This window comes from Actinomadura sp. WAC 06369, assembly GCF_003947565.1.
Lineage (GTDB): Bacteria > Actinomycetota > Actinomycetes > Streptosporangiales > Streptosporangiaceae > Spirillospora > Spirillospora rifamycini.
On the sequence record NZ_QHJN01000108.1, the window covers coordinates 1 to 26,834 of the forward strand.

General features: G+C 73.3%; 27 protein-coding genes. 9 read left to right on the forward strand and 18 right to left on the reverse strand.

The window, feature by feature from the left end; translation table 11 throughout:
- Positions 1-105 precede the first annotated feature (105 nt).
- Positions 106-279 carry a hypothetical protein gene (locus DMH08_RS40350; protein WP_158642403.1) on the forward strand — a complete coding sequence of 58 codons (174 nt, stop codon included), beginning with the start codon at positions 106-108 and terminating at the stop codon, positions 277-279.
- 26 nt (positions 280-305) lie between these two features.
- On the opposite strand, the gene DMH08_RS42470 is transcribed toward DMH08_RS40350, so the two are convergent.
- The 4 genes from DMH08_RS42470 to DMH08_RS25920 all read right to left on the reverse strand — a co-directional run bounded on the left by DMH08_RS42470 (position 306) and on the right by DMH08_RS25920 (position 2,340).
- Positions 306-428, reverse strand: a complete 123-nt coding sequence (locus DMH08_RS42470) for a hypothetical protein (RefSeq protein WP_267898573.1) — start codon at positions 426-428, stop codon at positions 306-308.
- A 406-nt stretch (positions 429-834) separates the two neighbouring features.
- On the reverse strand, positions 835-1,341 hold the full coding sequence (locus DMH08_RS25910; RefSeq protein WP_125618383.1) for a DUF6912 family protein: 507 nt from the start codon (positions 1,339-1,341) through the stop codon (positions 835-837).
- A gap of 61 nt (positions 1,342-1,402) precedes the next feature.
- Entirely contained in the window at positions 1,403-2,038 is a 636-nt protein-coding gene (locus DMH08_RS25915) for an HAD family hydrolase (RefSeq protein ID WP_125618356.1), read from the reverse strand.
- 41 nt (positions 2,039-2,079) lie between these two features.
- The gene (locus DMH08_RS25920; RefSeq protein ID WP_125618358.1) at positions 2,080-2,340 is read right to left on the reverse strand and encodes a hypothetical protein; all 261 of its coding nucleotides are present in this window, start codon (positions 2,338-2,340) and stop codon (positions 2,080-2,082) included.
- A gap of 84 nt (positions 2,341-2,424) precedes the next feature.
- Between DMH08_RS25920 and DMH08_RS25925 the strand changes: the two genes are divergently transcribed.
- Complete coding sequence (locus DMH08_RS25925; RefSeq protein WP_125618360.1) at positions 2,425-3,621, forward strand: acyl-CoA dehydrogenase family protein; 1,197 nt, start codon at positions 2,425-2,427, stop codon at positions 3,619-3,621.
- Between the two features lie 93 nt (positions 3,622-3,714).
- On the opposite strand, the gene DMH08_RS25930 is transcribed toward DMH08_RS25925, so the two are convergent.
- Both DMH08_RS25930 and DMH08_RS25935 read right to left on the reverse strand, forming a co-directional pair.
- Complete coding sequence (locus DMH08_RS25930; RefSeq protein WP_034518384.1) at positions 3,715-4,611, reverse strand: N-acetylmuramic acid 6-phosphate etherase; 897 nt, start codon at positions 4,609-4,611, stop codon at positions 3,715-3,717.
- A complete protein-coding gene (locus DMH08_RS25935; protein ID WP_026403043.1) occupies positions 4,608-5,573 on the reverse strand; it encodes a MurR/RpiR family transcriptional regulator in 966 nt (321 codons plus the stop codon). Before DMH08_RS25935 ends, DMH08_RS25930 begins: the two co-directional genes overlap by 4 nt.
- Positions 5,574-5,725: 152 nt before the next feature.
- Here DMH08_RS25935 and DMH08_RS25940 point away from each other — a divergent pair, with 152 nt between their 5' ends.
- Together DMH08_RS25940 and DMH08_RS25945 are read left to right on the forward strand one after the other, a co-directional pair.
- Complete coding sequence (locus tag DMH08_RS25940) at positions 5,726-6,814, forward strand: BadF/BadG/BcrA/BcrD ATPase family protein (RefSeq protein ID WP_233617810.1); 1,089 nt, start codon at positions 5,726-5,728, stop codon at positions 6,812-6,814.
- A gap of 91 nt (positions 6,815-6,905) precedes the next feature.
- Positions 6,906-8,549, forward strand: coding sequence for a glycoside hydrolase family 3 protein (locus DMH08_RS25945; RefSeq protein WP_233617811.1), 1,644 nt, complete (start codon positions 6,906-6,908; stop codon positions 8,547-8,549).
- A 79-nt stretch (positions 8,550-8,628) separates the two neighbouring features.
- On the opposite strand, the gene ptsP is transcribed toward DMH08_RS25945, so the two are convergent.
- The 7 genes from ptsP to nagA form a co-directional block, all read right to left on the reverse strand.
- The gene (gene ptsP, locus DMH08_RS25950; protein WP_199748017.1) at positions 8,629-10,323 is read right to left on the reverse strand and encodes a phosphoenolpyruvate--protein phosphotransferase; all 1,695 of its coding nucleotides are present in this window, start codon (positions 10,321-10,323) and stop codon (positions 8,629-8,631) included.
- Positions 10,316-10,588, reverse strand: a complete 273-nt coding sequence (locus DMH08_RS25955; protein WP_026403039.1) for an HPr family phosphocarrier protein — start codon at positions 10,586-10,588, stop codon at positions 10,316-10,318. The genes ptsP and DMH08_RS25955 overlap by 8 nt, the downstream gene beginning before the upstream one ends.
- A 48-nt stretch (positions 10,589-10,636) precedes the next feature.
- Complete coding sequence (locus DMH08_RS25960; protein ID WP_125618365.1) at positions 10,637-11,320, reverse strand: HAD family hydrolase; 684 nt, start codon at positions 11,318-11,320, stop codon at positions 10,637-10,639.
- On the reverse strand, positions 11,311-11,760 hold the full coding sequence (locus DMH08_RS25965) for a PTS sugar transporter subunit IIA (protein ID WP_026403038.1): 450 nt from the start codon (positions 11,758-11,760) through the stop codon (positions 11,311-11,313). Before DMH08_RS25965 ends, DMH08_RS25960 begins: the two co-directional genes overlap by 10 nt.
- A gap of 55 nt (positions 11,761-11,815) precedes the next feature.
- Positions 11,816-12,049: a glucose PTS transporter subunit EIIB gene (locus DMH08_RS25970; RefSeq protein WP_026403037.1), complete on the reverse strand. Its 234-nt coding sequence runs from the start codon at positions 12,047-12,049 to the stop codon at positions 11,816-11,818.
- A 67-nt stretch (positions 12,050-12,116) separates the two neighbouring features.
- Positions 12,117-13,157 carry an SIS domain-containing protein gene (locus DMH08_RS25975; RefSeq protein WP_125618367.1) on the reverse strand — a complete coding sequence of 347 codons (1,041 nt, stop codon included), beginning with the start codon at positions 13,155-13,157 and terminating at the stop codon, positions 12,117-12,119.
- Complete coding sequence (nagA, locus tag DMH08_RS25980) at positions 13,154-14,251, reverse strand: N-acetylglucosamine-6-phosphate deacetylase (protein WP_233617812.1); 1,098 nt, start codon at positions 14,249-14,251, stop codon at positions 13,154-13,156. The genes DMH08_RS25975 and nagA overlap by 4 nt, the downstream gene beginning before the upstream one ends.
- 222 nt (positions 14,252-14,473) lie before the next feature.
- Between nagA and DMH08_RS25985 the strand changes: the two genes are divergently transcribed.
- From DMH08_RS25985 to DMH08_RS26000, 4 genes are all read left to right on the forward strand, one after another.
- Positions 14,474-15,814: a PTS transporter subunit EIIC gene (locus tag DMH08_RS25985; protein ID WP_125618370.1), complete on the forward strand. Its 1,341-nt coding sequence runs from the start codon at positions 14,474-14,476 to the stop codon at positions 15,812-15,814.
- A gap of 172 nt (positions 15,815-15,986) precedes the next feature.
- A complete protein-coding gene (locus DMH08_RS25990) occupies positions 15,987-16,724 on the forward strand; it encodes a GntR family transcriptional regulator (RefSeq protein ID WP_125618372.1) in 738 nt (245 codons plus the stop codon).
- Positions 16,725-16,744: 20 nt separating this feature from the next.
- On the forward strand, positions 16,745-18,259 hold the full coding sequence (locus DMH08_RS25995; RefSeq protein ID WP_125618374.1) for a PTS transporter subunit EIIC: 1,515 nt from the start codon (positions 16,745-16,747) through the stop codon (positions 18,257-18,259).
- Between the two features lie 305 nt (positions 18,260-18,564).
- Positions 18,565-19,107, forward strand: coding sequence for an Rv3235 family protein (locus tag DMH08_RS26000; protein ID WP_125618376.1), 543 nt, complete (start codon positions 18,565-18,567; stop codon positions 19,105-19,107).
- Positions 19,108-19,167: 60 nt separating this feature from the next.
- Here the strand turns inward: DMH08_RS26000 and secA are convergent, their stop codons facing one another.
- A complete protein-coding gene (secA, locus tag DMH08_RS26005) occupies positions 19,168-22,056 on the reverse strand; it encodes a preprotein translocase subunit SecA (RefSeq protein WP_125618378.1) in 2,889 nt (962 codons plus the stop codon).
- A 181-nt stretch (positions 22,057-22,237) separates the two neighbouring features.
- Here secA and DMH08_RS26010 point away from each other — a divergent pair, with 181 nt between their 5' ends.
- Positions 22,238-22,576 (forward strand): HGxxPAAW family protein, encoded by a 339-nt coding sequence (locus DMH08_RS26010; protein ID WP_125618380.1) that lies wholly within the window; start codon positions 22,238-22,240, stop codon positions 22,574-22,576.
- Between the two features lie 40 nt (positions 22,577-22,616).
- Here the strand turns inward: DMH08_RS26010 and DMH08_RS26015 are convergent, their stop codons facing one another.
- The 4 genes from DMH08_RS26015 to DMH08_RS26030 form a co-directional block, all read right to left on the reverse strand.
- Complete coding sequence (locus tag DMH08_RS26015; RefSeq protein WP_125618382.1) at positions 22,617-23,795, reverse strand: winged helix-turn-helix domain-containing protein; 1,179 nt, start codon at positions 23,793-23,795, stop codon at positions 22,617-22,619.
- Between the two features lie 87 nt (positions 23,796-23,882).
- Positions 23,883-24,533, reverse strand: a complete 651-nt coding sequence (locus DMH08_RS26020) for a response regulator transcription factor (protein ID WP_267898574.1) — start codon at positions 24,531-24,533, stop codon at positions 23,883-23,885.
- A gap of 629 nt (positions 24,534-25,162) precedes the next feature.
- On the reverse strand, positions 25,163-25,828 hold the full coding sequence (hpf, locus tag DMH08_RS26025; RefSeq protein ID WP_026403030.1) for a ribosome hibernation-promoting factor, HPF/YfiA family: 666 nt from the start codon (positions 25,826-25,828) through the stop codon (positions 25,163-25,165).
- A 690-nt stretch (positions 25,829-26,518) separates the two neighbouring features.
- A partial coding sequence (locus tag DMH08_RS26030) for a phosphoribosyltransferase family protein (RefSeq protein WP_267898575.1) occupies positions 26,519-26,834 on the reverse strand: 316 nt, incomplete at its 5' end.

Sequence of the window (26,834 nt, forward strand, 5' to 3'; positions counted from 1 at the left end):
CCCCGCACCCGTTCCGCCCGGCCCCCGCAGTCCCCTTCGCAACCGGTGTGGGTTCATGGTCCGGCGGCGGTGTCCAAAAGGCGCCGGAGGCCGCATGATGGCGGTATGAGCGAGCAGAAGCAGCACGGCGAGAAGGCGTCGGACGGGCGGTGGCGGGCTCTGCCGCCGCGCACCCCCCTGGAAGACCTGGTCGCCGTCCAGGAGGTCCCGCCCAAGCCCCAGGTGATCGCCGACGGCGACATCATGAAGGTCGACGAGGCCACCCGGTACCCCGCCTGACCCTCGCCGGTCCTGGGGGCCGGGGCCTAGAGGCTTCGGACGAGGACGGCGGCGAGGTCGCGGGGGTCCTCGGGGCCGAGGTGAGGCGCGGCGATCGAGCGGACGGTGAAGGGGTCGGACGGGGTGGCCGCGTCCGCTTCGGCGAGCATGCGGTCCTGGGGGGCCGGGGGGACGGCCCGGTCGGCGGTGTAGCGGACGTAGGTGCGCGGGATGCGGCCCCAGGTCCGCGGATGGCCGCGGGCGGCGTCGGTGGAGACGGCCGCCGACTCGTCCGGCTCGAACCGCGAGGAAGGCCGCGTCGCTGTACCCGGCGGCCAGCGCCTTCCGGGCCGTGGCCGGGCAGGTCCGCCGCCATCGCGCGGTGACCCGCCTCGGCGAGGGCGGCGGCCAGCGGCGCGAACGCGTAGGCGTTGCCGTTGGCGCCGTGGACGATACATCCAGCTGCTTCTGGGGCGGCACACCGCCGAAAGTGCTCGCGCCGCGCTGCACCACCGGCTGCGCGCGCTCCGCACGGGCTGATCTTCCGCGGACACGGCCTCGGCGGCGGCCGGGGCGTCAGAGGAGGTGTTGGAGTTCCTGGGTGGCGTACCAGAGGAGTTCGTGGCCTTCGGCGCCGTCGACGGTGAAGGCGGCATCGTCGTCCCCGGTGTCGGCGGCCGGGAGGGCTTCGACGGCGGCGGCGATGTCGGCCTCGGCGTCCGCGTCGTCGACGTGCCCGGACGCGATCTTCTTCCACGGTACGGGCGACGCCAGCCGGACGAGCGACGGATCGTCGTCGTCGAGGGCCGCGTCGCCGCGGGCCTGCTCGACGACCCGGTCGGGCATCTCGGCGGCCAGCACGACGCGGCGGCGCGGGGCGGACGGGTCGGCGGCGAGGAGCCGCAGGGACGCGCGGGCGGCGGCGGTGAGGGCCGCGTACTCGAGCTCTTCGGTGTCGCCGCCCGCGTACCACTCGCGGAGCGCGGGCGTCACCGCGTGCGCGGCGAGCGGTGCGGGGCCGATCTCCCGGGATGCGTGGACGCCGGCGAGGAGTGCGAGCGTGCTGGGCAGGTAGACGCGCATGACGGTCGACCAGTCTGCCAGATGCCCGCCGGGCGCCCTCGCGGGACGCACCGGCGGGGGCTCACGGCAGGAGGTCCAGCCCGCGGAGTTCGGCGATGGTCGCCTCGGGGTCGGTGTGCAGGATGCCGCGGATGCCGAGGGCCTCGGCGGCCGCGATGTTGTGCTCGATGTCGTCGATGAAGACGCACTCGGCGGCGTCGAGGCCGAGGAGGTCGAGCGCGTGGCGGAAGATGCGCTCGTCGGGCTTGCGCATGCCGACCTCGCACGAGATGACGACGGCGTCGAACAGGTCGGCGAAGAGGTCGCGGGGGTACTCGTTGCCCCAGGAGTTGGACAGGAGGGCGGTGCGGGCCCCGGCGGCGCGGGCGGCGCGCAGGGCCTCGTACATGGGCTCGACCGGGGAGAACGCGCCGAACATGCGGGCGATCAGTCCGGCGGCGGCGACCGGTCCGCCCTCGACGGTGAGCAGTTCGGCGGCGAGGAGCCGCTCGAACTCGGCGGGGTCGAGGGTGCCGTCCTCGAGTCCGTGGATCGGGTTGACGCCGCCGCCGTCGTACGCCTGCTTGACCCAGGCGCGCATCACCGTGCGGTAGCGCTCGGCGTCGATGCGGTCGGCGGCGAGCCACGTGGCGATCGCGTCGTTCAGGGGGGAGGTGAGGACGCCGCCCCAGTCGGTGATTACGGCTTTGACGGTCACGAGGCGATAGTAGGCGATGCCCGAATCCGGTTCTACCGGGCTCAGGGCCGGGTGGACGCCGGCCACGCCGCGACCGCGAGCATGGTGCAGCCGGTCGCGCGGTCGAGAAGGCGCCTCACCCGCGCCGTCAGGCTGCGCGAGGTGAGGGCGCCGCCGACTCCCGCGTAAGCCATGAGTGCCGCGATCGCGTTCGCGGGGCCCTGCTGGAGCGCGTTGCGCAGCGAGAGGACCTGGTTGGCGCCAGGGGTGAGCGCCATCAAGGGGGCCGCGACGAGGAAGGTCTGCCAGTGGGGATTCGGCATGGCCCGTCCCTACCCGCGTCGGGCCGGATTTCGTGGGGGGTGGGCGGAAGGAAGGACCGAATGGCGTTCTGCAAGACTGCGGGCATGGACTTCGAACTCAGCGCGAAGGCTCGGGAGTACCGGGACAGACTCCAGGAGTTCATGGACGAGCGGGTCTATCCGGCCGAGCCCGTCTACGCGGAGTGGCGTGCGGCGAACGATCCGCACGCGCTGCCGCCGGTGGTCGAGGAACTGAAGGCCGAGGCGCGGGAGCGGGGGCTGTGGAACCTGTTCCTGCCCGACATCTCCGGCCTCTCGAACGTCGAGTACGCGACGCTGGCGGAGCTGACGGGGCGGTCCCCCGACCTCGCGCCGGAGGCGGTCAACTGCGCCGCGCCGGACACCGGGAACATGGAAGTCCTGCACATGTTCGGCACCGAGCGGCAGAAGAAGGACTGGCTGGAGCCCCTGCTGAACGGCGAGATCCGCAGCGCGTTCGCGATGACCGAACCCGCGGTGGCCTCGTCGGACGCCACGAACATCACGACCTCGATCGTCCGGGACGGCGACGAGTACGTGATCAACGGCCGCAAGTGGTTCATCACCGGCGCGGCCGACGAGCGCTGCAAGATCTTCGTGGTCATGGGCAAGACGGACCCGGACGGCGCCCCGCACCGGCAGCAGTCGCAGATCCTCGTGCCGCGCGACACCCCGGGCGTCACGATCCTTCGGCACCTGCCGGTGTTCGGCTACCAGGACCAGCACGGGCACTCGGAGATCCTGTTCGAGGACGTGCGGGTGCCGGCGTCGAACCTCCTCGCGGAGGAGGGCGACGGGTTCATGATCGCCCAGGCGCGGCTGGGTCCCGGCCGGATCCACCACTGCATGCGGGCGCTCGGGATGGCGGAGCGCGCGCTGGAGCTGATGTGCCGGCGCGCGGTGGACCGGGTGGCGTTCGGCGCTCCGCTCGCGAAGCAGGGGGTCGTGCGGGAGCAGATCGCCGAGTCGCGGATGGCGATCGAGCAGGCGCGGCTGCTGACGCTGAAGACGGCGTGGCTGATCGACCGGGCGGGCGCGAAGGGCGCCCGGTCGGAGATCGCGGCGATCAAGGTGGTGGTGCCGCGCATCGCCCACGAGGTCGTCGACCGGGCGATCCAGGTGCACGGCGGCGCCGGGGTCTCCGACGACACGCCGCTCGCGAGCATGTACACCTGGCTGCGCGCCATGCGGATCTTCGACGGCCCGGACGAGGTGCACGTCCGGACCGTCGCCAGGCAAGAGCTCCGTCGGTACGAGAAGTGAGCACGCGGCCAGTGCGGGGATGACCGCATGCTCCGGGGCGGCTCGCGGCCGGGCCGGGCCCGAGCCGTCCTGGTCACGCGGGAATCGGTGGGGTCAGGCGGATCTCAGTCGTTGCAGCGCCTCCCGGACGCCGCCGTCGGTCTCCTCCAGGACGAGCGTGGCGCGCGCGGCGGGCACCTCGCCGAGGAGGGAGACGAGGGCCACGCGGGTGTTGCCGCCCGCCTCGGCCAGCGCGTTCTCGCAGGTCCGGGCGTCCATGCCGGTCGCCTCGGTGAGGATGCGGACGAGGCGGGCGCGCAGCTTGGCGTTCAGCGCGTTCACGCTGATCATCAGGTTGGAGTAGGTGCGCCCCATCCTGATCATGAGCGTGGTGGAGAAGCTGTTCAGCACCAGCTTGGTGGCGGTGCCCGCCTTCATCCGGGTGGAGCCGCTGATCACCTCCGGGCCGGTGGCGAGGCCGATGTGCACCTCGACCTCGTCGCCGTAGGGGGTGTGCGGGTTGCAGCTGATCAGCGCGGTGCGCGCCCCGACGGCGGCGGACGCGCGCAGCGCGCCGACGACGTAGGGGGTGCGGCCGCTCGCCGCGATCCCGATGGCGATGTCGCCGGGCTGGACGTCCCGGGCGTCCCGGGTGCCGAGCTCGGCGTCGTCCTCCACGTCGGAGATGGCCTGGGACAGCGCCCCGGGCCCGCCGGCGTGGTGGGCCACGACGCGGCCCCAGATGCCGAACGTCGGGGGCAGCTCGGCGGCGTCGATCACCGCGAGCCGGCCCGAGGTGCCGGCGCCGAAGTAGTGGACGCGTCCGCCCGCGCGCAGCGAGACGACGGCGAGGTCGACCAGCCGGGCGACCTCGGGGAGGACGGACGCCACCACCATCGGCACCGTCGCGTCCTCGGAGTTGATCAGGCGCAGCACCTCCATGGTCGGCAGCGTGTCGACGTCGAGGGTGCGGGGGTTCCGTCCCTCGGTGGGGAGCTCGCAATCGATCACCGACGCCTCCGGTCGGGTCGCACGGTCCGGCCGCGGACCGCCTCGTACGTGGCTTCGAGGGCCTTGCGGGTCGGCCCGTAGGTGCGCTGCGCCACTCCGACGAAGACGCAGTCGACCACCGTGAGCTGCGCCAGCCGGCTGGCGGTGGCGCCGGAGCGGAAGGTCGTCTCCCTTGCCGCCGTGGTGAGGATCAGGTCGGCCACCTCCGCGATGGGTGATTTGGGGAAGTTGGTCAGCGCCACGGTCGTGACGCCGTTGCTCTTGGCGACCTCCAGTGCGTCGATGGTCTCGACCGTCGCGCCGGTGTGCGAGATGCCGATGGCGACGTCGCCGCTGCCGAGGACGGCCGCGCTGGTCAGCATGATGTGGGCGTCCGCCCACGCGGAGCAGACCCGGCCGATGCGGTGCAGCTTCTGCTGGAAGTCGGCCGCGACGAACGCGCTGGCGCCCACCCCGTAGACGTCGACGCGGTCGGCGGCGACGACGGCGTCGACGACCTGCTCCAGCATCTTGATGTCGAGCTGGGAGGCGGTCTCCTCCACGGCTCGGGCGTCGGCGAAGGTGACCTTCTCGACGATCTGCTCCAGCGAGTCGTCCGGGCTGATGTCGCTGCCGATGACCCGCCCGCCGCTGGCCGTCTGCGCCCGTCCCGCCTCGGTGGCGAGGGTGAGCCGCAGTTCCGGGTAGCCGTGGAACCCGATCGCGCGGCAGAACCGGATGACGGTCGTCTCGGACGTGCCGCAGTTCTGCGCGAGTTCGGTGATGGTGGAATTGGCGACCCCTTCCGGGTCGTCGATGACGCGTTGCGCGACGCGTCGCTCGGCGGGGGGCAGCGAGGGCAGCAGCGAGCGCACCCGCACCACCGTGCTGAGCGGCGTCGGGTCCTTGCCCGGCGCCTCGTCCCCGGGTGCACCGGGCGCCGCCCCCGTGCCCCCCGGCTCGGGTCCGATGGGTTTCCTCATGCAAGAAAGTTTCTTACGCTCACATTGTCGCGTCAACGGTAGAAAAGGCTACGGTTCGCCATGTGTTGACCCATTTGGCCGGTCCGTATGTGGTCGGTATAGACGCGGGTGGCACGAAGACCCGCTGTGTCGTACTGACCCTCGGGGGAGCCTTGGCCGGTTCCGGCACCGGCCCCGGGGCCAACCCCAACTCCGGTGGAGACACCGCCGGGGCGCTGCGCACCGCCCTGAGCGAGGCGCTCGGAGACCTGGACCGCACCCACGTGCTCACCGGCGTCTTCGGGATCGCCGGCGCCGGCTCCGCCGGGCGGCCCGCGGCGGTGACGGCCGCCCGGCGCGCCTGGCAGGCCCTGGGCCTGCGCGGCTCCCCCGCGGTGGTGACCGACATCGCGGTGGCGTTCGCCGCCGGGACCAGCCGTTCCAAAGGGATCGTCGTGTTCTCCGGCACCGGGGCCGGGGCGGCGGTGATCAGCGACGGGACGATCGTGCAGCGCGCGGACGGCTACGGCTTCCTCGTCGGGGACGAGGGGTCGGCGGTGTGGCTCGGCAAGGAGGCCGTGCGGGCGGCGCTCGCCGCCTACGACGGCCGCGGCTCCCCCACCCTGCTCACCGACTCGGTGCCGCGCGCGCTGCTCGGCCCGTCGGTCGTCGCGCAGATCGACGCGGCGCGGCGGCGGCAGCACCGCCCGCACCGGCACCTCGCGATGGCGCACTCCGCGCACGGCGTCGCGGCGCCGTGCACCCCGCACGGGTCGCCGCAGTCCGCGACGCTCCCGGCGGGCGGCGGGACGGCCGTGCTGGTGCACGAGGCGGTCCCGGCGCCGGCCGGTCCGTGCTCGGCGGGGCCGTCCGGGCACCCGGAGCATCCCGGCACCCCGCCCAACCCGCAGCTCGCGCAGGCGATCATCAAAGAGGTCTACGGCCGCCCGGCGTCCGCGCTGGGCCGCCTCGGGCCGGTCGTCGCCGCCGCCGCGGCCGCGGGCGACCCGGTCGCGAAGCGGATCACCGAGGAGGCCGCCGCGTCGCTGCTGCGGGACGTCGACGCCGTGCGGCCCGCGCTCGCGGACCCGGCCGCGCCCGTCGTCATGCACGGCTCGGTGCTCCGCGAGGGCCCGGTGGCGGACGCCGTCCGCACCGGGCTGCGGCACCGGTTCGCCGAAGCGCCGCGCAGCGCGGGCGACGGGGCGGTCGGCGCGGCGGGCCTCGCGCTGCGTAGGCTGGGGCATCCCCTCCCCAACTGATGGGTTCCCCGCCATGTCCCGTCGCATCTCCGCGCCGCGGCTACCCTGTGACGACGATCGAACCGCAGACCACGTCGGGGGGCATGGTCAGGTGCGCATTCCACGGATTCCGCTCGCGCTCGCGGCGGCGCTCGCGCTCGGCGCGTCGGCGCTGGCCGGGTGCAGTGACGGCGACGGCCGGACGGACGGGCGCGGCGGGGCGGACGCGTCCGCGCCGGCGCGCGCGTCCGCACCGCCGCCGGACGCCTGGATCCCCGGGCACGTCGCGAAGATGAGCGTGCAGGAGAAGGTCGGGCAGCTGTTCGTCCCGACGTTCGCGAGCCGCGCCGACGCGCTGCGCACGATCCGCCGGTACCACGTGGGCGGGCTGATCTACTTCCCGGAGAACTTCGGCTCCCCGGAGGAGACGGCCGCGCAGTCGAACGCGCTGCAGAAGGCGTCGAAGATCCCGCTGGTGCTGGGCGTGGACGAGGAGCAGGGCATCGTCACCCGCACCCCGTTCATCACCCGGTTCCCCGGCAACATGGCGCTGGGCGCGACGGCCGACCCGGCGCAGGCCCGCGCCGCGGCGCGCGTCACGGGCGCCGAGCTGCGCGCCGTCGGGATCAACCTCGACTACGCGCCCGTCGCGGACGTCAACGTGAACCCGCGCAACCCCGTCATCGGCGTCCGCTCGTTCGGGTCGGACCCGGCGCGGGTGTCGCGAATGGTGACCGGGGCCGTCCGGGGCTACCAGGACGCGGGCGTCGCGGCCGTCGCCAAGCACTTCCCGGGCCACGGCGACACCGCGACCGACAGCCACACGGGCCTCCCGGTGATCGGGCACGACCCGGACACGTGGCGGAAGGTCGACGCGCCGCCGTTCGAGGCCGCCATCGCCGCCGGGGTCGACGCAATCATGACGGCGCACATCGAGGTGCCGAAGCTGGACGGCTCGGGCGACCCGGCGACGCTGTCGCGGAACGTGCTGACCGGGCTGCTGCGCGAGCGGCTCGGCTACGACGGCGTGATCACGACCGACTCGCTGCGGATGGAGGGCGTCCGGACGAAGTACGGCGACGGGGCCGTCGCGGTGCGGGCCGTCCAGGCGGGCGCCGACCAGCTCCTGATGCCGCCGGACCTGCCGGAGGCGCACGCGGCGGTGGTGGCAGCCGTCCGGTCCGGGAAGATCACCGAGCAGCGGCTGGACGCGTCGGTCACCCGGATCCTGCGGCTCAAGCAGCGCCGCGGGCTGTTCGGGCAGGCGCAGGCCGACCCGGCGAAGGCCGCGTCGGTCGTGGGCGGCCCGCAGCACGAGGCGACCGCGCGGCAGGTCGCGGAGCGGGCGGTCACGGTCGTCGCGAACAAGGGCGGCGTGCTGCCGCTGAAGGGGCGGACGGTCGCGGTGACCGGGCCGAAGGCCGAGGCACTCGCGGGCGCGCTGCGCGCCCAGGGCGTCCGGACGGCGGCGCCCGGCTCGGCGGACGTGACGGTGCTGACCACGGACGACGCCGGCGCGGCGACGGCCGCGCGGGTGCGGGCGCTCGGCGGGAAGCCGGTGGTCGTGGCCGCGCTCGGCAGCCCCTACGACCTGGACTCGGCGGGCGGCGCCGCCGCCGCGGTGGCCGCGTACTCGTCCGGGACGGAGTCGCTGCGGGGCCTCGCGCGGGTGCTCGCGGGCACCGCGAACCCGACCGGGAAGCTCCCGGTCCCGGCCGGCGGGCAGCCGGTCGGGCACGGGCTGGCCTACGGCTAGGACGCCCCGGAACGGCGACGGCCGCCGGGGCGGGCGCCCCGGCGGCCGAACACGTGCGGCACATGCGGCACGCGGAACCTCAGATGCCCAGCTCCTCCAGTCCGGGGAGGAGTCCGCGGGCCAGGTCGCGCGCCTGCGCGGCAGTGCGCCCGGTGCGCGCCGCCGCGGCGGCCTCCCGGCACTGGTCGAGGGTGTGCCGGGCCAGCGCGGCCCGCACCAGCGGCAGGGACGGCGCGCTCATCGACAGCGACGTCACGCCGAGCCCGACCAGTACGCAGGCGAGCGCCGGGTCGCCCGCGGCCTCCCCGCACACCCCGCACGGGACGCCCGCGCCGGCCGCCGGGGCGACCAGGTCGAGGACGGCGGGCTGCCACGGGTCCTGGAGGTGGGCGAGGCCGCCGATCTGCCGGTCGGCGGCGCACGCGTACTGCGTCAGGTCGTTGGTGCCGACGCTGAAGAACGCGACCTCGGACGCCAGGTCGCGGGCCCGCAGCGCGGCGGCGGGCACCTCGATCATGACGCCGGGGACCTCGATGCCGGCCTTGCCGCACTCGCGGGCGAAGAACGCCGCCTCCGCCGCGTCCGTCACCATCGGCGCCATGACCTGCAGCTTCGCGGTCGTCCCGGCGGACGCGCGGGCGAGCGCGCGCAGCTGCGCGGCGAGCACGTCGGGGTGCCGCAGCGACATCCGCAGGCCCCGCTCGCCGAGCGCCGGGTTCGGCTCCTCACCGGGCGGCGGCAGGAACGCGAGGGGCTTGTCGGCGCCGGCGTCCAGCGTCCGGACGACCACGCGGCCCTCCGGGAACGCCTCCAGCACCTTGCGGTACGCCTCCTCCTGCTCGGCGTCGGACGGCGGCGCCGCCCGGTCGAGGAACAGGAACTCGGTGCGGTACAGGCCGACGCCCTCGGCGCCGTTCGCGACCGCCGCCTCCACGTCCTTCGGGCCGCCGATGTTCGCCAGCAGCGGCACCCGGTGCCCGTCCTTCGTCGCCCCCGGCCCGGACGACTCGGCCAGCGCGGACGCGCGGGCCGCCGCGGCGGCGCGGGCGGCGGCGACCTCGTCGTCGGACGGGTCCGGACGGACGGTGCCCGCGGCGCCGTCGACGAGCACCGGGGTGCCGTCGGCCAGCTCCGTCGCGCCCGGCAGGGCCACGACGGCGGGCACGCCCATCGTCCGGGCGATGATCGCGGTGTGGCTGGTCGGGCCGCCCTCCTCCGTCACGAACGCGACGACCCGCGCGGGGTCGAGGACGGCGGTGTCGGCGGGTGCCAGGTCGCGGGCGACGAGCACGAACGGCTCGTCCGACTCCGGCACCCCCGGCATCGGGAGCCCCAGCAGCCGCGCGATCGTCCGGTCCCGGATGTCGTCCAGGTCGGTGACGCGGGCGGCGAGGTAGTCGCCCGCGCCCGCGAGCATCTCCCGGTAGACGCCGAACGCCTCGAACACCGCGCGGGCGGCGGCCGTCCCCTCGCCGGTCTTGGCGCGGACGCCGTCGGCGAGGCCCGGGTCGCGGGCCATGAGCGCCTGCGCGTTCAGCACGTCCCGCCCGTCGGTGTTGCCGGCCTCGGCGGCGCGGGCGCCCCGCTCCTCCAGGTCGGCGGCGACGGCTTCGAGCGCGCCGAGGGCGACCGCGATCTCGGCCTCCGCGTCGCCCCCGTGCCGCGCCCCGGCGTCCGGTTCCGGCACCGCGCCGGCGATGCCGCGGACCGGGCCGAACCCGACACCCGGGCTGACGCCCGCGCCCCGCAGCGCGCCGGGCACGCCCTCAGGCACCTTCCGGCTCCGGCGTGGACAGGAGCGCCTCCAGGCTGTCGAGCAGCGCGTCGGCGTCCTCCCCCTCGGCGGAGATCACGACCTCCTCGCCGTGCCGGGCGTCCAGGCCCAGCACCGCGAGGATGCTCTTGGCGTTCACCGGGTCGCCGCCGCGCTTGGCGACGGTCACGTTCATGGGGGCCTTCGCCGCGGTCTGCACGAACAGCGCGGCGGGGCGCGCGTGCAGGCCCACCTTCGACTCGATCCTCACATTGCGCTCGCTCACAGCACACTCCTCACCGGAACGCCTCGTTCCTTTCGGGTCGCGCGGTCATCACGTTCGCGCGCCGGCGGCCGGCACGCGCAGCGCGGGCCCCGGCGCGACGTTCACTCGTTCCAGGTCGGCGACCACGTGGTCGGCCGCGGCGAGCGCCGCGGCCGGCTGGGTCGTGGTGATGCCGACGCAGGTCATCCCCGCGGCCTTGACCGCCGCGACGCCGGCCGGGGCGTCCTCGAAGCCGATCGCCTCGCCCGGCGGCACCCCGAGGTCGCGGGCCGCCGCCAGGTACCCCTCCGGGTGCGGCTTGCCGGTCGCGACGTCCCCGGCGGTCAGCACGATGTCCAGCAGGTCGCGGATGCCGAGGAAGTCCAGCAGCCCCTCGGCGTACCCGCGCTGCCCGGACGTCACGACGGCCAGCGGCAGCCCCGCGCCCGCCAGCGACCGGACGAGCTCGACCGCCCCCGCGACGGGCGCGGGCGGCGGCATCCCGGGCAGCGACTCGTAGGAGACCGCCTCCTCGAACAGCTCCTCGGCCGTCCGGCCCGGGAACAGGTGCAGCAGGTCGGTCAGCACCTCCAGGCCGCGGCGCCCCGCGAACGACGCGATCAGCGCCTCGTCGTGCGGGACGCCGTGCGACGCGAACAGCTTCCGCCACATGACGCGGTTGCGGGGCTCGCTGTCGATCAGCGTGCCGTCCAGGTCGAACACCGCGGCGCGGAGCGGGATCTCTACCGCCATGTGAAGAGCTCGGCCCCCTTCGCCACCTCGCCGGTCTCCACGACGTCCGACAGCGCGCCGTCGCCCGCGTCCAGCGCCACCACGGCGCAGACCGGGGAGCGGCCGCCCGCCTCGATCACCGCCGGGTTCCAGCCGACCAGCGGCTGCCCGGCGGTCACCTCGTCGCCCTCGGCGGCGAGCAGCTCGAAGCCCTCGCCCTTCAGCTTGACGGTGTCGATGCCGAGATGCACGAGGACGCCGTGGCCCTCTGCGTCCACCACGACGTACGCGTGGGGGTGCATCTTCACGATCTTCCCGGTGACGGGGGCGATCGCCTGGCCGGGGCCGCGCTCGGGATCGACCGCGGTGCCCGGTCCGACCATCGCCTGCGCGAACACCGGGTCGGGCACCCCGGCCAGGCCGACGGCGCGGCCGGACACCGGGGACAGTACTCGGGTCATGTGGGGCCCCTTGTCGTTCGTTCAGCCTCGCTCGTTCCGCCTTCGCCGGGACGCGTCAGTCGAGGATGTCCTCGATGTCGCTGGCGATCGTGTCGGCCTCCGGCCCCACCACGACCTGCACGACCGTGCCGCTCTTCATCACGCCGAACGCGCCGGCCGCCTTCAGCGCCGCCTCGTCGACCTTGCCGGGGTCGGAGACCTCAGTGCGCAGCCGCGTCGCGCACGGCTCGATCTCCTCGATGTTGTCGGCGCCGCCCAGCGCGGCGACGATCGCCTCGGCCTTGTCCATGTCGTCTCTCCTCGGTCCGGGGTGGGCTGGACCCTCTGGTGAAGGGGTCTTCAGGGGTGCCGGTGGCTCAGGTCGTCTGAGTCACCTTGTTGAGGCCGCGCGGCACGTCCGGGTCGAGCCCGAGACGGCGCGCCAGGTTCTCGACCAGGATCTGGCCGGGGACGATCAGGCCCAGCGGCGCCACCCACTCGGGCAGGGCGGGGCCGGGGAGCGCCGCCGTGCACGCGCCGGCCAGGCCCGCACCGCCGCCGACGCCGTACGCGGGCGCCCCCGCGCCCCGCACGCGCTCGGCGAGCGCGATCGTCCCGGGCAGCGTGGGGCCGGAGTCGGCGGCGACGAGCAGCGCGGGCGTCCGCGCGTCCACGACCGCGATCGGGCCGTGCAGCAGGTCCGCGTACGACAGGCCCATCGCGTGCAGGTAGCACGCTTCCTTGATCTTCAGCGCGAGCTCCAGCGCGGTGCCGAACGCGATCCCCCGCCCGGACACGACCGCCCCGGAGACGCCCGCCAGGTCGTCCACGATCCGCGGCAGCGCCTCGGCCGCCTCGGTCGCCGCGATCAGCCCCGCGATCTCGTCGGGGACGCGGCGCAGGTCGTCCTCCGCGACGTCCGCGCCGAGGCCGAGCGCGAGGACGGACAGGGCCGCGAGCTGCGTCGTGTACGTCTTGGTCGCCGGGACGGCCTTCTCGTCGCCGGCCCGCGTGATCAGCGCGACCTCGGCGGCCTCCGCCAGCGGGGAGCCCTCGCCGTTGGTGACCGCCACGGTGCGGGCGCCGCCGGCGGCGGCCCACTCCAGCGTCTCGACGATCTCCTCGGTCTTGCCGGACTGGCTGATCGCGACCGCGAGGACGCCCGACAGGTCCAGCCTCCGCCGGTAGGTCGTCGCGATCGACGGCGCGGCCAGCGTCGCCAGCCGGCCCGCGTGCGACTCCACCAGGTACCGCCCGTACACGGCCGCGTTGTCCGACGAGCCGCGCGCGATGAACAGCACCTGCCGCGTTTCCGCCGCCAGCTTCGCGATGTCGGCGGTGCGGGGCAGCAGCGCGTCGATCGTCCGGCGCAGCGCGTCCGGCTGCTGGCCGATTTCGGCGCGCATGAGGCTGGTCATGAATCCCCTCCGAAGACTTTCTGCCCGTTGATCCAGGTCGTACGCGCCCGGTGGTCCGGGCCGAGGTGCACCAGGTCCGCGACCGCCCCGGGGGCGATGCGGCCGAGGTCGGCGCGGCCGATCAGGTCCGCGGGGACGCGCGTGGCGGCGTCCACGGCCGCGGCCGGGTCGACGCCGATCGCGACCGCGTTGCCGACCGCGTCGTCCAGCCGCAGGCCCGACCCCGCGATCGTCCCGTCGGCGCGCAGCGGCGGGCCCTCCGCGGGCATGGTGATCGGCTCGCCGCCGAGGTCGTAGGTGCCGGGGGGCATCCCGGCGGACGACGCCGCGTCGGTGACCAGGACCGTCCGTCCGGCGGCGGCGCGGAACACGAGCCGCGCGGCCGTCGCGGACACGTGGTGCAGGTCGAGGATGAGCCCGGGGCTGAGCCGGTCGTCGACCAGCGCCTGCGCGGCGACGCCCGGGTCGCGGTGGTGCACGCCGGACTGGGCGTTGAAGATGTGCGTGACCTTGCGGGCGCCCGCGTCGGCGGCGGCGGCGACCTGCTCGGCCGTCGCGTCGCTGTGCCCGACGCTGACCAGGACGCCCGCGTCGGTGAGCGCGCGGACCGCGTCGAGGGCCCCGGCGCGCTCGGGCGCGAGGGTCACCAGCTTGACCAGGCCCGTCTCGAGGAGCGTCGCGATCGCCTCGGGCTCCGGGTCGGTGATGAAGTCGGCGTTGTGCGCGCCCTTGCGCTTCTCCGACAGGAACGGGCCCTCCAGGTGGACGCCCAGGACGCGGGTGCCGTCGGGGAGGCGGGGCAGCAGCTCGCGGACGCGGCGCAGCGCCTCCGCCTGCGTCGCGACGGGCGCGGTGATGAACGTGGGGAGGAACGACGTCACGCCGGTCTCGGGGAGGCGCGACACGACCGTCCGCCAGCCGTCCTCGTCGGCGTCGACCATGTCGTACCCGAAGAAGCCGTTCACCTGGAGGTCGACGAGGCCGGGGGCCAGCAGGCCGTCGCGCAGCTCGACGTCGGGCGTCCCGTCCGGGCGGCCCTCGCCCGCCTCCGCGATCAGGCCGTTCTCGACCCGGACGTATCCCGGGGAGAGCACGCGGGTAGGACCATCGGCAGGGGTGGTGATCATGCTTTCGGCCGTGATCAGTAGTGACATCTCTGCGCACTCTCCGTGACGCGGTGATCGCTGGTCGTCGCCTCCGGCGACTGGTCTAGTCCGGACTAGACCAGTCAGCACCATACTGCACGAATCGGATGCATCTAAAGATGTCGGCCCGAACTCCTCCCATCGGGCCCAGCTCGGGGAGGTCATCGGCGCATGAGCACGGCAACCGCCACCGGCGACGGCGGCTCCGGCGACGGCGGGGTGCGCCGCGCCTGGTCGGCGGCGTTCGGCGTGCTGCAGCGCATCGGGCGCAGCCTCATGCTGCCGATCGCCGTCCTGCCCGCCGCCGGCATCCTGCTCCGCCTCGGCCAGCCCGACCTGCTCGGCGCGGACGGCCTCGGCTGGGACCGCGTCGCGGAGGTGTTCGCCGCCGCGGGCGGCGCCCTGCTCGACAACCTCGCGATCCTGTTCGCCGTCGGCGTCGCCATCGGGTTCGCGAAGAAGTCCGACGGCTCCACCGCCCTCGCCGCCGTCGTCGCCTACCTGGTGTTCGACCGCGTCTCGAAGGTGATGTTCGCGCACACCGACGAGCTGCGCGCGTCCGTCGTCCAGAAGGTGCAGCAGGAGGACGGGTCGCTGGAGGAGACCGTCGCGTACGGGCTGCAGAACCCGACGCAGGTCCTCGGCGGCATCGTCGTGGGGATCATGGTCGCGCTGCTCTACCAGCGGTTCTACCGGGTGAAGCTCCCGTCGTGGCTCGCGTTCTTCGGCGGGCGCCGGTTCGTCCCGATCGTCAGCGCGGGCGGCGCGCTGCTGCTCGGCGTCGTCTTCGGGTTCGTGTGGCCGGCGCTCGGCGGCTGGATCAACGACTTCGGCGACTGGCTCACCGGCGCGGGCGCCGTCGGCGCCGGGCTGTACGGCGTCGCGAACCGCCTGCTGCTGCCGTTCGGCCTGCACCACATCCTGAACTCGCTGATCTGGTTCGTCTTCGGCACCTACCGGGAGCCCGACGGCGACGTCGTCCACGGCGAGATCAACCGGTACCTCGCGGGCGACCCGGACGCGGGGACGTTCCTCGCGGGGTTCTTCCCCGTGCTGATGTTCGGCCTGCCCGGCGCCGCCCTCGCCATCTGGCGGGCCGCGCCCCCGCACCGCCGCCCCGCGGTCGGCGGCATCATGATCTCCGCCGCGCTCACCGCGTTCGTCACCGGCGTCACCGAGCCCATCGAGTTCTCGTTCATGTTCGTGGCGCCCGTCCTGTACGCGATCCACGTCGTGCTGACCGGCGTCTCGATGGGCGTGCTCGCCGCCCTCGACGCCCAGCTCGGGTTCAGCTTCTCCGCCGGCCTCATCGACCTGCTGCTCAACGCCACCAAGAGCAACACCCGCCACCTGTGGCTGATCATCGGGGCGGGGGTGCTGTACTTCTTCCTCTACTACGCGATCTTCTATGTCGTGATCAAGCGGTTCGACCTGCCGACGCCCGGACGGGAGCCGGAAGAGGACACCCCGCCGGAGTCCCGACCGGACGCCCCGCCCAAGCGAGCCCGCTGACCTGCGAGAACGCCGATCTTGCACGGGATCCTTCGTGATCGTCCCGTTATCTTTTCGTGCATTGACACGTGTTTCGTCCTTGTGGTCTAGTCCGGCCTAGACCAGTCCGAAACCGACGCAAAGCCGAACACTCCGACGATCATCGATCCGGCTCCGGCCATCGAGGACCCCCGTGACCATCGATCCGCACAGTCCCGTCCCGAAGTACTTCCAGCTCCGCGCGATCCTCCTCGACCTCATCGAGAGCGCGGAGCTGCCCGTGGACGCCCCCATCCCTTCGGAACGCGAACTGTGCGCCCGGTACGAGCTGTCCCGCATGACCGTCCGGCAGGGGGTCGACCAGCTCGTCACCGAGGGACGCCTCTACCGCGTCCCCGGCAAGGGCACGTTCGTCGCCCGCCCCAAGATCGAGATGCCGCTGCGGCTGGTGTCGTTCACCGAGGACATGCTGGCCCGGGGCCTGCGCCCCGGCGCCGTCGACCTCGACCGCCGCACCGCCCCCGCCGACGCGCACCTCGCCCGCGTCTTCGGCGTCGAGACCGGCACGCCCGTCCACATCATCGAGCGGCTGCGCACCGCCGACGGCGAGCCGATGGCCCTCGAACGCGCCCACATCCTCGCGTCCCTGGCCCCCGACCTGCTCGACCGGCGGCTCGCCGACCGCTCCCTGTACGGCGTCCTCGAAGCCGTCTACGGCATCGTCTTCGACGCCGGCGACCAGACCATCGACGCCGGCCTCGCCGACGCCGCCGACGCCCGGCACCTGCAGATCGCCAAGGGCAGCGCCGTCCTGCTCCTGCAACGCCGCTCCTACACCGGAGGCGTGTGCGCCGAACTGGGCGTGTCGACCTACAGAGCGGACCGCTACCAGATCCACACGGCCCTCGGACACCCCCCGCCGAACTCCTAACCCCCAGGGAGGAACCCCCGATGACAGCGACAACCGTGGACTCGGCGCCACGCCGAGGGTCGAGCGCGCTGGCGGTGCTCCAGCGCATCGGCCGCAGCCTCATGCTGCCGATCGCCGTCCTGCCCGCCGCCGCGCTGCTGATGCGCTTCGGCCAGGCCGACATGCTCGGCGCGGACGGCCTCGGCTGGGACCGCGTCGCCGAGATCGTCGGCGAGGGCGGCAACGCGCTGTTCGCCGCGCTGCCCCTGCTCTTCGCCGTCGGCGTGGCGATCGGTTTCGCCAAGAAGTCCGACGGCTCCACCGCCCTCGCCGCGGTGGTCGGCTACCTGGTCTTCGACCGCGTGTCCAAGATCATGTTCTCGCACACCGAGGAGCTCAAGGGCAACGTCCTGGTCACCACGGTGACCGACGGCGCGCAGGCCGAGGTGATCAACTGGGGCGCCAAGAACCCGACCGACGTCCTCGGCGGCATCCTCATGGGCGTCGTCGCCGCCCTGCTCTACCAGCGGTTCTACCGGATCAAGCTGCCCACCTGGCTCGCGTTCTTCGGCGGCCGCCGGTTCGTCCCGATCATCACCGCCGTCGCGGGACTCGCGCTCGGCATCCTCATCGGGTTCGTCTGGCCGCTGCTCGGCAGCTGGCTGACCGACTTCGGCGAGTGGATCACCGGGGCGGGCGCGGCGGGCGCCGGCGTCTACGGCGTCATCAACCGCCTGCTGCTGCCGTTCGGCCTCCACCACATCCCGAACTCGCTGATCTGGTTCGTCTTCGGCGAGTACACGGCGGCCGACGGCTCCGTCACGAACGGCGAGATCAACCGGTACCTGGCCGGGGACCCGGACGCGGGGGGCTTCCTCGCCGGGTTCTTCCCCGTGCTCATGTTCGGCCTCCCTGGCGCCGCGCTCGCCATGTGGCACGCCGCGCCCAAGCACCGCCGCCCGGCGGTCGGCGGCATCATGATCTCCGCCGCGCTCACCGCGTTCGTCACCGGCGTCACCGAGCCCATCGAGTTCGCGTTCATGTTCGTCGCGCCGCTGCTGTACGGCGTGCACGTCGTCCTGACCGGCATCTCGATGGCCATCCTGGAGGCCGCCGGGGCGCAACTCGGGTTCGGCTTCTCCGCGGGCCTCATCGACCTGCTGCTGAACGCCCGGAAGGACAACACCGAAGGATTGCTGCTCATCATCGGGATGGGCGTCCTGTACTTCATCTTGTACTACGTCATCTTCAGGTTCCTGATCGTGCGGTTCAACATCCCGACGCCGGGCCGCGAGCCGGAGGGCGAGGAGTCGGTCGCCGCCGACCCCGCCGCCGACCCGGAGACGGCCGGGGCCGCCGCCAAGCCCAAGGGCAAGGCGCGCAAGGGCGCGGCCGCCGCGGCGGCGCCCGCCGGCGACGGCGGGACGCAGACGGCGGTCGCCGACGACGGCGGCTCGTCGGGCGACGCCCCGGCAGGCGACGCCGGCTCGTCCGGTGACGCGGGCGGCGGTGGCGGCGACGCCGGTTCGTCGCCGGACACCCCGTCCGGCAACTGAAACATCCCCCGGACGGCCGGCCCATCGGCCGTCCGGCCCCGCGAGTCCCGGCTCCCGCACCCCATCGGGACTCACCCCCGCGGAGGCGGGGTGCCCACCCGGCGCCCCGCCTCCGCCCCTTTTCACGTGCGCCCCCATGCAGGCGGCAGAGCGCGCGCGGGGGCGTCACCACCCGCGCCGCGAGGTCGCGCCGTGCGCGCGCCCGGGGCGGAAAATACGCGTCCGACCGCATCCGGCCACGGCGTATCAACCGGAGTGTCCGGCGCCTCCCTTTCTCGGCAGCACCCGAGCAGGAGGTCCCCCCGATGAGCCATCGCCCGAACCCGAGCCGCCGCACCGCCGCGGACCGCCGGCCGGACGCGCCCGCGATCGTCCGCATCAGCCGGTACCGCGACTCCCCCGGGACGGACGGCGCCCTCGCGCTCGCCCGGGTCCCCGGCGTCCAGGCGGCCGAGAGCCCGCTGCGGGTCGTCCGGCCCGGCGACGACACCGAGAGCGAACTGCGCAGGATCGCGGACACGGCCGTGCTGATGGTCGCCGAGACCCTCGCCGGGATCCGGCCGCCCGCCCGGCTCACCCTCATCGCCGTCCCGGAGGTGTGCCGCGCCCTGGACGCCCGCCGCGCGACCCCGCCGGCACGGCGCGTCGCCCCGCCGCGCGTCGCCCCGCCGGCGCGGCGCGTCGTCCCGCCGCGCGTCCTCGCCACCTGGCTGCAGCGGCCCGCGCCGGCGGCCGCCGAGACCGGCGCCGTCATCGCCGTCGCGGGCCGCGTCCACGCGCTGGCACTGCGGCTGGAGCACCTGCGCGGCCGGTGGCGGTGCACCGCCGTCGAGACCACCGCGTTCTAGGACGGCACGCACGCGGCCCCCGGGAAAACCCGGGGGCCGCGTGCGTGCGCGTGGGCGCCGCTACTTCTTCGAGCGCGGGTCGCCGTGGCAGCGCTTGAACTTCTTGCCGGACTTGCACGGGCACGGGTCGTTGCGGCCCACCCCGGCGTACGGGTCGTCGGCCTCCTCGCTGTGGGTCTCGACGCCGCCCTCACCGTCGACGGTCGGGGCCGAGTACTCCAGCTTCTTCGGACGGTCCGGCTCGCCGAGGCCCTTCGCGACGATCGCGGGGGACTCGCCGGCCTCGTCCGCCTCCGCGGCCTCGTCGTCGGTCTTCTCCGCGGCCTCGTCCTCGGCGGTGTCCGCCGTGGCCGACTTCGCCACCGACACCGGCTCCGCGCCGACCTTCGGGGCCTGCGGCTGCTCCTCCACCTCGACCTCGAGGTTGAACAGGTAGCCGACCGACTCCTCCTTGATGCCGTCCAGCATCGCGTTGAACATGTCGTAGCCCTCGCGCTGGTACTCGACCAGCGGGTCGCGCTGCGCCATGGCCCGCAGGCCGATGCCCTCCTGGAGGTAGTCCATCTCGTAGAGGTGCTCGCGCCACTTGCGGTCCAGCACCGAGAGGACGACGCGGCGCTCCAGCTCCCGCATGACCTCGGAGCCGAGCGTCTCCTCGCGCTTCTCGTACGCCTGCTGCGCGTCCTCGCGGATCTTCTCCGCGAGGGTCTCCGCGTCCAGGTTCGAGATGTCGCCGCCCGCGGCGTCCTCGACCAGCTCGTCGACCGTCATCGAGACCGGGTAGAGCTGCTTGAACGCCTTCCAGAGCTTCTCGAGGTCCCACTCCTCGGCGAAGCCGTCGCCGGTCGCGCCCGCGACGTAGCCGCCGACGACCTCGTCGATCATCCGGCGGACCTGCTCCTGCAGGTCCTCGCCCTCCAGCACCTTGCGGCGCTCGGCGTAGATGACCTTGCGCTGCCGGTTCAGCACCTCGTCGTACTTCAAGACGTTCTTGCGCATCTCGAAGTTCTGCTGCTCGACCTGGCTCTGCGCCGACTTGATCGCGTTCGTCACGATCTTGGACTCGATCGGGACGTCGTCCGGGATGTTCAGCCGCGTCATGATCGCCTCGACGCGGGCCGAGTTGAACAGCCGCATCAGGTCGTCCTCGAGCGACAGGTAGAACCGGGACTCGCCCGGGTCGCCCTGCCGGCCGGACCGGCCGCGGAGCTGGTTGTCGATCCGCCGCGACTCGTGCCGCTCGGTCGCCAGCACGTACAGGCCGCCCGCCTCGACGACCTCCTCGTGCTCGCCCTTCACGGCCTCCTTGGCCTTCTCGAGCGCCTCCGGCCAGGCCGTCTCGTACTCCTCGGGCGTCTCCAGCGGCGACAGGCCCCGCTGGTGCAGCTCCAGGTCGGCGCGGAAGTCGGGGTTGCCGCCGAGCATGATGTCGGTGCCGCGGCCCGCCATGTTCGTCGCGACGGTGACGCTGCCCTTGCGGCCCGCCTCCGCGACGATCGCCGACTCCTGCTCGTGGTGCTTGGCGTTCAGCACCTGGTGCGGGATGCCGCGCCGCTTGAGCATCTTGCTCAGCCGCTCCGACTTGTCCACCGACGTGGTGCCGACCAGGACCGGCTGGCCCTTCTCGTGCCGCTCCGCGATGTCGTCGACCACGGCCTCGAACTTGGCCTGCTCGGTCTTGTAGACGACGTCCGCGACGTCCTCGCGGACCATCGGCTTGTTCGTCGGGATCGGCACGACGCCGATCTTGTAGGTCTTGTTGAACTCCGCCGCCTCGGTCTCGGCGGTACCGGTCATCCCGGACAGCTTCTCGTAGAGGCGGAAGTAGTTCTGGAGGGTGATCGTGGCGAGCGTCTGGTTCTCGTCCTTGATGGACACGCCCTCCTTGGCCTCGATGGCCTGGTGCATGCCCTCGTTGTACCGGCGGCCGTGCAGGATCCGGCCGGTGAACTCGTCCACGATCAGGACCTCGCCGTTCATGACGACGTAGTCCTTGTCGCGCTTGTACAGCTCCTTGGCCTTCAGCGCGTTGTTCAGGAAGCTCACCAGCGGCGTGTTCACCGAGTCGTACAGGTTGTCGATGCCGAGGTAGTCCTCGACCTTCTCGACGCCCGACTCGGTGATGCCGACCGTGCGCTTCTTCTCGTTCACCTCGTAGTCGCCGGGGCCGTACTCGTCGACCTGCCCGGCGGTGCTGATCAGCTCGGCGCGCTTCAGCCGCGGGACGATCTTCGCGAACTCCGCGTACCACTTGGAGTTCTGCTCCGCCGGACCCGAGATGATCAGCGGGGTCCGGGCCTCGTCGATGAGGATCGAGTCGACCTCGTCGACGATCGCGAAGTTGTGGCCGCGCTGGACGCACTCGTCCAGGCTCCACGCCATGTTGTCGCGCAGGTAGTCGAAGCCGAACTCGTTGTTCGTCCCGTAGGTGATGTCGGCGTTGTACGCGGCCCGGCGCTCGTCCGGCGTCATCTGCGGGAGGATGACACCGACCTCGAGCCCCAGGAACTGGTGCACGCGCCCCATCCACTCGGCGTCGCGCTTGGCGAGGTAGTCGTTCACCGTGACGACGTGGACGCCCTTGCCGTCGAGCGCGTTGAGGTACGCGGGGAGCACGCACGTCAGGGTCTTGCCCTCGCCGGTCTTCATCTCGGCGATGTTGCCCAGGTGCAGCGCGGCGCCGCCCATCAGCTGGACGTCGTAGTGCCGCTGCCCCAGCACCCGTTTCGCGGCTTCGCGGGCGGTCGCGAACGCCTCGGGGAGCAGGTCGTCCAGACTCTCGCCGTCGGCGATTCGCTCCCGGTACTTGTCGGTCAGCTCGCGCAACTCGGCGTCGCTCATCTCGAGGAAGTCTTCCTCGATCGAGTTGACCTGATCCGCGAGCTTCTTGAGCTTGCGCAGGGTTTTTCCCTCGCCCGCACGAAGGATCTTGTCGATGACTGGCGGCACTCTCGAAGGCTCCTTGCAGATCGTGGTTGACCGCTCCCGGCGGCACGCACACCACTCGTACGATGCCCATCGTAGGCGAGACCCAGAATGGTCTAGCTCACTCCCGCGGCGCAATCGTTGCGCCCTGTTTGATCCGCCGGGTCACGGAGAGGATCTTTCACACGACGGAAGGAGGCCCCCAATGTCCGAAAAGGCCAGCGGCTCGCACGCCGGACGCCCCGGTTCCTGGCTCGCCGTGTCGATCATCTTCGCCGGTTTCGTCGTCGGCGGCGTGGCGCTCTGCATCGGTCCCGCCTGGATCATGTTCTGGGTCGGCGTCGGCATCATCGTCCTCGGCCTGGTCGCCAGCGGTTTCGTGCACCTGTTCGCCGACGTCGTCGTGGACGCCCCGCGGGTGATCCCCGAGATCGTCGACTACTCCCTCTTCGGCTCCCGCAGCGAGAAGCGCCGCGGCGGCCCCCAGGGCGAGGCGCTCGACCGCCCCGTCGCCACCGACCCACAACAAACCCCCCACGGCTGATTCTTCCCGCCCGCCGCCCGGCGTTCCGGGCGGGCCCGGGTCAGGGGCGCTCGACGGCCAGGGCGGCGGCGATGAGGGCGGGGTCGGCGTCGACGCGCTCCACCCGGACGTCGTCGCAGCCCACCCACGCGGCGGCGCGCCACAGCGCGGCGGCGAGCGCCGCGGCCGACGCCTCGGCCCGCGCGGCGGTCCGGACGGCCCACGGTTCGAACGACGCCTGCCGGGCGACCAGGGTGCTTCCGTCGCGGGCGGGGTCGACGCGGCCGATGAGGCGCCCGCCGGCCAGCAGCGGCATCGTGAAGTAGCCGTGGACCCGCTTGGCCTTCGGCACGTACGCCTCCAGGCGGTGGTCGAACCCGAACACGCGGGACGTCCGCGCCCGGTCCCACACCAGGGAGTCGAACGGCGACAGCAGCGTCGTGACGTGCCGCCCGCGCGCCGGGGCGTCCAGGGCCGCGGGGTCGGCCCAGGCGGGCCGGTCCCACCCGGCCACCTCGACGGGCACGAGCCCGGTCGCGTCGATGACGCGGGCGACCTCGTCCTGCCGGATCCGGTAGTAGTCCGCGAGGTCGGCGCGGGTCGCCACGCCGAGCGCGCGGCCGGCGCGGGCCACGAGCCCGGTCAGGCACGCGTCGTCGTCGGGGTCCTGGGCGAGCAGGTCGGCGGGGACGGCGCGTTCCGCGAGGTCGTAGACCCGGCGCCACCCGACGCGCCGCACGCAGACGACCTCGCCGACGTCCAGCAGCCACTCGATGCCGATCTTCTGGTCGCTCCAGTCCCACCATTCGGCGCTCGCCTTGGCGCCGCCGAGCTCGCGGGTGGTGAGCGGCCCGTCGGTCCGGAGCCGCTCGCGGACGACGTCGGTCACGCCCGCCGGCACCTTGTGCCAGCGCCAGCCGCGCCGCGCGTACGCGCGGCGCCGGAACGCGAACAGCGGCCAGTCGTCCAGCGGCAGGACCGACGCCGCGTGCGCCCAGTACTCGAACGCCGTCGGGGTGCCGTTGCCCCAGAACGCCGTCTCCACCGGGCCGCGGCCGACCGCGCCGAGCCGCGCGTAGGGCACCAGTTCGTGCGACCTCGCGAGCACCGAGATCGTGTCGAGCTGGACGGCTCCCAGCCGCCGCAGCACCGCGGGCACACCGCCCTTGCCCCGCGCGCCCAGCAGTCCCTGGGCGCGCAACTGCAGCCGTCTCGCCTCGTCCGCGCTGAGCTCCACCACGCCCGCGATGCTACGCCACAACACCGACAAACCCCGTTTACCGGTCTCCGCCGATCGCCGGACCGGGCGGCGGGGCGGGGCGGGCGGTCAGGTGATCTCCAGGAGCTTCTCCCGGACGGCGTAGACGACGGCTTCCATCCGGGAGTGGAGCTGCAGCTTCTCCAGGATGTTGCGGACGTGGTTCTTGACCGTGTTCTCGGAGATGAAGAGCTCGCGGGCGATCTCGCGGTTGCCGAGGCCGCGGGCGACGAGGCGCAGGACCTCCATCTCGCGGTCGGTGAGCTTGGGCGCGGGGACCTGCTGGGTGCGCTCCTCGCTGCGTTTGGCGAGGGAGGCGAACTCGGTGATGAGCTTGGAGGCCATGGACGGGCTGATCAGCGACTGCCCCCCGTGCACGGCGCGGACGGCCTGCGGGACCTCGTCGATGGAGATCTCCTTGAGGAGGTAGCCGGTGGCCCCGGCCTTGATGGCCTCGAAGAGGTCTTCCTCCTCGTCGCTGATCGTCAGCATGACGATCTTCGCGCTGGGCGCGGCGTCCTTGATCGCGGTGCACGCCTCGATGCCGCTGCGGCGGGGCATGCGGATGTCCATCAGGACGACGTCCGGCAGCAGGTCGCCGGCCATCTGGACGGCCTCGTGCCCGTCGCCGCCCTCGCCGATGACCTCGATGTCGTCCTCCTCCTGGAGGACCATTTCCAGACCGCGGCGGAACAGCGCGTGGTCGTCGACGATGAGCACGCGGATCGGGTCGGCCGATTCGGCCGGCTGCGCCGCCTCCCGGTCGGCAGGAGTCGCGCCGGCGCCGGCCCGACGGGGTGCCGCCGCGGAGCTGCGAGCCTCGGGATTCTCGCTCACCTGAGTCGCGGCGTGGAGGAGACGCCGCTTCCCCCTTTCACTTTGGGTGATCTGGGATTACCGGAGGGTCGGTTCCGGGGCCGGAACCGTGCGGGGTCCGGGGTCGCCCCCGGTGAACGTGCGGGGCCCGGGTCGTCCCGGGTGGGTCTGTTCGGGCGCTCGGTGTCCGGGCGCGGCGTCCGGACGGACGGGCGGACCCGGAGGGGCCGGGGCCGGTCCCGTCATCGAGCGTCGGGGGTCGCCTCCGATCGAAGCTGCGGTTTTGTGTCGTCCTCGGGAACCTAAGGGGTCCGAAGGCGGATCCGGGGGATTTCGGTGGGGTGTCTCCAGGAGAACTGCCGCGGGTCCCGAGGAGGTTCCCGGCGCGTCTTCGGGCGCCGACGCGGGACGGTGGCCCGGACGGGCGGACGGCGGCGCCTCGGCCGCACCCGCCGCCCCGGGCCACCGCGCCCGCGATCGGCTGTACGCCTTTTCAGATCATGACATGGTTCGGACGTTCGGCGAGCACCTCATCACTCTTCGACGAGCCTGATCACTCCGTAGTCCCAGCCTCGCCTCCGGTAGACGACCGAGGGGTGGCCGGTGGCCTTGTCCCGGTACAGGTAGAAGTCGTGCCCGACGAGCTCCATCTCGAACAGGGCCTGCTCGATGCCCATCGCTTCCGCCGTGTGGAACTTCTCGCGGACGACGACGGGCCCGTCGCCCTCCATCGGGATCGGGACGATGTTCTCGTCCGTCGGGACCGCGGTCTCGGAATCGGGCCGCTCCTGGACGGCCGTGTGCTCCGCGCGCGCCGCGCGCGGCGGTTCCGGCGCCGGGAGCGGAGGCTCCGGGACCGGTTCCATCGTGGCGAGCTTGGCCCGCGCCCTGCCGCCGTGGCTCTTGCGGCGCTCGGCGCCGCGGCGGAGCCTCGACTCCAGCTTGTCCAGCGCCAGGTCGAGCGCGCCGTACCGGTCGTCGGCCGCCGCCTCGGCCCGGATCACCGGTCCGCGGGAACGGATCGTCAGCTCCACTCGCTCGCGCTGGTCGGCGAGACGCGGGTTGTGCTCCTCCGACACCTCCACATCCACGCGGATGACCTTCTGGTTGAGCCGCTCGATCTTGGCCAGCTTGCCGTCGACGTGCCGGCGGAACCTGTCACCTACGTCGGTGTGCCGGCCCCTAACGGTGATGTCCACGCGGGACTCCCCCCTTCGCCCGGTTGCGTTCTCCGCCCGGACCGGGGGCCCTGACGTCCCCGGTTCGGGCGCCACAGCACGGTGGGTCGCACCCGCCCGGCCGACCTGGTCTTCGTCCCCACATCCGCCTGCTGAGGGGCTCGCGGCGCTCTCGCCACTACTGCCCTTCTCCCGGTTCGGGGGATGTCGGATCCCTCGACGGGGCAGGACTTACCTCTAAGGCGCACCGTGATCGGTCGACGAGAAGTCGCCTTACGTGGGCCGTTTCGCCTGCGCCTGGCATCGGCTAGCCGGATCGTCTGCCGCGTTCCCGAGGAACGCTGCGATCCGACGCAACCACGGACCCGGGCGGGTGCCATGTCAGGAACGCTAACCCCTTACGCCTCGAATGTCAGGGGGGTGGGGCGAGGAAAAACTCACGGTCCGTCATCGATGATCGCCTCAGCGGCGTCCCGATGGCCCTCCACGGCGCCGCCATATGCCGTGTTCCCCCCTGGGCGCGGGGCTTGCGCGCCCCCCTTCCCCGCAGGTCAGATCGCCCTGACCCGCAGGTGAGTTTGCGTAATTTCTTCTCCTCTCGCCGGGCCTCGCGGCCGCGGCGCCCAGGGGTGCCGCGCACCCGCCGGGAAGACCGGCCACGCTAGGTAACTACCTGTCCGACCTTTGCGCTTACGTGAAGAAAGTCACCCTTCACGCCCGGCGCCGCGGCGTCATCGCGACGGTGGCCGCGCCCACCACCTCGGCCCCCGCCGCGCGCAGGGCGCGCGCCGCCTCGGACAGCGACGCCCCGGTGGTCACCACGTCGTCCACGAGGACGACGCGCCGCCCGGCCACGGGCGCCCGCACCTCGATGGCACCCCGCAGGTTCGCCGCCCGCCGCGCCGCCGTCAGCCCTGCCTGGTCGGCCACGCGCCGCCGCAGCCGCAGCGCGTCCACCGCGGTGACCGCCATGCCCTCCGCGCGCAGCCGCCGCACCGCGACCCGCGCCACCTCCCCCGTCACGTCC